The organism is Frankia sp. CcWB2 (genome assembly GCF_977927585.1).
The window spans coordinates 1-3918 of record NZ_CDWRCM010000006.1; the positions used below are offsets into that span (position 1 = coordinate 1).

Annotated in this window: 3 protein-coding genes; all 3 read right to left on the bottom strand. The window is 72.6% G+C overall.

The window, feature by feature from the left end; translation table 11 throughout:
- Positions 1-47: 47 nt before the first annotated feature.
- Genes ACY45C_RS01625 through ssd form a run of 3 tightly spaced genes read right to left on the bottom strand, consistent with a single transcriptional unit; the run spans position 48 to position 3840 of the window.
- The gene (locus ACY45C_RS01625; RefSeq protein ID WP_462185904.1) at positions 48-1379 is read right to left on the bottom strand and encodes a type II secretion system F family protein; all 1332 of its coding nucleotides are present in this window, start codon (positions 1377-1379) and stop codon (positions 48-50) included.
- Positions 1376-2635: a TadA family conjugal transfer-associated ATPase gene (locus ACY45C_RS01630; protein WP_462185905.1), complete on the bottom strand. Its 1260-nt coding sequence runs from the start codon at positions 2633-2635 to the stop codon at positions 1376-1378. The genes ACY45C_RS01625 and ACY45C_RS01630 overlap by 4 nt, the downstream gene beginning before the upstream one ends.
- The gene (ssd, locus tag ACY45C_RS01635; RefSeq protein ID WP_462185906.1) at positions 2632-3840 is read right to left on the bottom strand and encodes a septum site-determining protein Ssd; all 1209 of its coding nucleotides are present in this window, start codon (positions 3838-3840) and stop codon (positions 2632-2634) included. The genes ACY45C_RS01630 and ssd overlap by 4 nt, the downstream gene beginning before the upstream one ends.
- Between the last annotated feature and the right edge of the window lie 78 nt (positions 3841-3918).

The window sequence follows — 3918 nt, forward strand, 5'->3', positions numbered from 1 at the left end:
CAGGCCTGGATGCTCGGCGCCGCGGTGGCAGCTGGATGATCGGGACTTCAGGCCGGCAACAGCGCGGGGACGGATCCGAGGACCATGGGGACCACTCCGAGCAGGAGAAAAGCGGGAAGGAAGCACAGGCCCAGGGGCGCGACCGCCAGGACACCTGCCCGACGAGCCGCGGCGATGCTCTCCGCGTGGGCTTCGTCCCTGGCACGATCGGCCAGTCGGGTGAGAGTGGCGGCGAGCTTCGCCCCGGACGTCTCCGCGCGATCGAGCGCCATGATCGCTGCCCGCACCATCCTGGCCCGCCGGGATGGCGGGGTCACGCGTCCGCGGCGAGCCCATCCGGGCAACCGGTCGGTGAGCTGGGGAGCATGACTCGCGGCCACCAGTCGCTCGCAGGCGGCGCCCACCGTGGCGCCCGCCGCGAGTGCATCGCCTACGGAGCACAGTTCCGCGCCCAACACACCACCGGTGGCGGCGCCGACGGCCCGCACCGCCGACACGATGGTCCCCCCGCTGCGCAGACACGCCGCGATCAGGTCCAGCGCCAGGGGAAAGTCGGCGAGGAACCGGTCGTGCCCCGCGGCGGAGGTCGGGGGCGCGACGCCCGTTGCATCCACGGCTACCGGCCCTCCCCGTCGCTCCACGCCGTCCGCCAAGCGGCGAAGCCAGCGGACTCCGACCAGGTCGGCGAGCAGGCATCCGATCCCCGCCGGCGTGCCCAGCAACACCGCGATCGGCGCTGCTCCCGCGAGCGACCCCAGGACGATTCCGGCCAGCGGGAGCGAGGCCACCAGCCGTCCGGATGACCGGGGCCCGGCCAGTGCCGAGGTCAGCTCGCCCGCCCGCACCGCGTCGGCGCGGGCGACCGCCGCGAGCATCGTCGCGACGGGAGCCAGCCTTGCGCCGACGGCCGCGTAGACCTGGTAGGCGACTCCGAGCTGTCGCAGTGATGACGCCTCACTGCGGCACAACAATGGACCGGGCTCCTCCGTCCGGTCGAGCGCGGCACCGAGCTGGTCCAGGGGCACCCAGGCCGATCGTCCCGTCGGTGCCGCAACGAGTTCGTCGATGCCGCCCGCCGCCCGGCGCAGGGCCTCGAGCTGGGGTGCGCCGGCGTCGAGCTCGGCCGCGAACGCGGCGAGGAGGTCTTCGGCGGACTGGCGGACCGCCACCTGCCTACGCCGCTCCCGTGACCGCCGTCGCGCCCGGGCGAGACAGCAGAGCAGCACGGCCACGACGCCCGCCGCCACCGGTCCGGCGGCCAGCGTGAGCAGGACGGCACCGAGGACCAGGCCGATTCCCGAACCGATCACGGTTCCGGTCCTCGGCCGGGTGACTGCGACGGTTGCCGGGACGGTCCCCACGCGCTCGAGTACGGTCATGCTCGCCTCCGCACCTGCGACCCGGCGTCGACCAGGGTTGGAAGCGAGACACCGCGCACGTCCAGCAGGTCGCGCAGGATCGGCAGGCCCTCCGCCGGCGTCGGGTCGCAGGCGCGCATGGCTAGCCTGTTCCGGGAAGGTGAGGCAGGAACGACCAGGGCCGGCACGACCTGAACCAGTCCGCTGCCCGCCTGGCGGAACACCCCGATCGCGCAGACCCGGCGGCGGCCGTCGGCCTCCCGGCGAAGATGAACGGCGGTGTGGAGCGCTGCCGCGATCTGGCTGTGGACCGCTGGGCGGGACAGCCCGGCGAGGGCGGCGAGAGCCTCCAGACGGGTGGGCAGCGCACTGGTGTCGTTGGCGTGCACGGTGCTCAACCCGCCCTCGTGACCGGTGTTGAGGGCGACGAGGAGATCGAGCACCTCGGGGCCGCGGACCTCGCCGAGCACCAGCCGGTCCGGGCGCATGCGCAGCGCCTGGCGGACCAGATCGCGCTGGGTCACCTCGCCAGCGCCCTCGATGTTCGGCGAGCGGGCCTCGAGCCGCACCATCCCCGGACGGTCCATGACGAGCTCGGCGGTGTCCTCCACTAGCACGATCCGTTCGTCGGGGCGCACCGCTCCCAGTAGCGCGGCAAGCAGCGTGCTCTTGCCCGAGCCGGTTCCCCCGGTCACCACGATCGCAAGTCGGGCGCTCAGGACTGCGTGCAGCACGGCCGCCACGGCCGGGCTCATTGTTCCGGCGAGCACGAGTTCGTCGAAGGTGAAGGGGCGACGCCGGGTCCGTCGCAGCGACAGGCACGTACCCTGCACCGCAATCGGTGCCAGAACCGCGTGCAACCGGGTTCCGTCGCGCAGTTGCACGTCGGCGAAGGGCATCGCGGCGTCCAGACGCCGCCCGGCCGTCGCGGCGAGACGAACGGCCAGGCGCCGCACCGCTTCCTCGTCCGCGAAAGCGACCGAGGTACGGATGAGCCGGCCCCGGCGTTCCACCCAGACCTCGCCGGGCCCGTTGACCAGGACATCGGTGACGTGTGGATCAGCGAGGAGGGGATCCAGCGGGCCCGCTCCGAGCGGCTTCGCGGGTACGGTCGTCGGTTCCGGTGGTTCCGGTGGTTCGAGCGGTTCCGGCGGGATTGCGAACGGCGGTGAAGATCGTGTGGAGACCGCGGGCCTCGCGGCCGCTCGGGCAGCCGGTGCGGCCGCGTGACCTGTGGCGGGGAATGGGGACCTGCGTCGCTCGCCGAGCCCGGTCATGACCAGGCCTCCGGATCGGGCCACACCCGTGGCCCGAGAACGCCGAGGCGGGTCAGCAGTTCCTCGCTGAGGCGATCGATGGTGTTCCCGCTGGCTGAGCCGCCGTAGCGGTCGCGAGTGGGAACCGGACGGTGCCGTCGGCTGCTGATCACCCCGGCCAGTGGCACGCCGAGCATCGTGGCGATCGCCTCCGGGGTGAGGCGGTCGGATGGGTGCAGCCGGACGACGGCGCGCACATCGGCAGCCTGGCGGATGGCAGCCGAGCAGACACGTTCGGCCGCCACGATCGACGGCAGGTCCGCGGGCGTGACGATCAGCACCGTCTGGCAGGTCCGCAGGGCCACGGTGGTGCCCGCGTCGGTTGCGGTGGCCGCCGGATTCCCTCGGCCGGGGAGATCTAGGATCACCAGGTCGGACGTGCAACGAGCGGTCGCGAGCAGGGTGGCCATCGTCGCCGGGGGAACGGCTGGGCTGACAGCGGGATCCCAGGACACCACGGAGAGGTCACCCCGGCGGGGCAGCAGGCCGGACCAGGCGATCGGCCCGACCGGGCCGTTCCCGTCCATCTGGTCGTGCTGGTCGTGGCGCGCGGGAAACAGCGACGCCAGGCTGGAGGTCTCCCCGCCAGGGAAGGCACCGGACATGGACGGCACGAGGCGGGCGAAGGCGGGGGCGAGCCCACCACCGTGCGGATCCGCGTCGATCAGCATCGTGCGCAGGTCGTGCCTCAGCCCGGCCAGGGCTAGCGAGACGGCCAAGGTGGAGGCTCCCGTCCCGCCGCGGCAGCCGATGATGCCCAGCGTCACCGAATGATGCCGATCGAGCCCGTCGAGATCGCTGAGGAGGTCGACGAGCCAGGGCTCGGCTTCGGGAAGGAAGACCACGTGATCGGCGCCAATGCGCACGGAGGCGTCCCACACCCGGCCGTCGTCGACGTGTCCTCCGACCAGGACGACATGCCGTCGATCGGGCAGCGCGGCCGCGATGCACGGCTCGACCTCGTCCATTCCGACGATGATCATGGGGGCCGACGTCCAGTTGCGGCGCACCGCGCTCATCTCGGTGGCGACCGTCATCGATACACCGGCGGCCGCCGCAAGCCGCAACAGATCGTCAAGCAGGTCCGGAATGGCGGTGACGATGAGCGGGCGTACGACCGGACCGTGGTTCTCCGCGGCGGTCAGCAGGGGCGGCGCAGGGGACATGGCGGCCTCGTTCCCATCGGGGTCGGGGAAGACGTGGTCTCACCATGCGCCGCGACAGGCCCTGTGGATGACCGCCCT

Excerpts from the sequence above, each read along its gene's own strand:
- ACY45C_RS01625 (WP_462185904.1), bottom strand. The coding sequence starts at position 1,379 with ATGACCGTACTCGAGCGCGTGGGGACCGTCCCGGCAACCGTCGCAGTC.
- ACY45C_RS01630 (WP_462185905.1), bottom strand. The coding sequence starts at position 2,635 with ATGACCGGGCTCGGCGAGCGACGCAGGTCCCCATTCCCCGCCACAGGT.
- ssd (WP_462185906.1), bottom strand. The coding sequence starts at position 3,840 with ATGTCCCCTGCGCCGCCCCTGCTGACCGCCGCGGAGAACCACGGTCCG.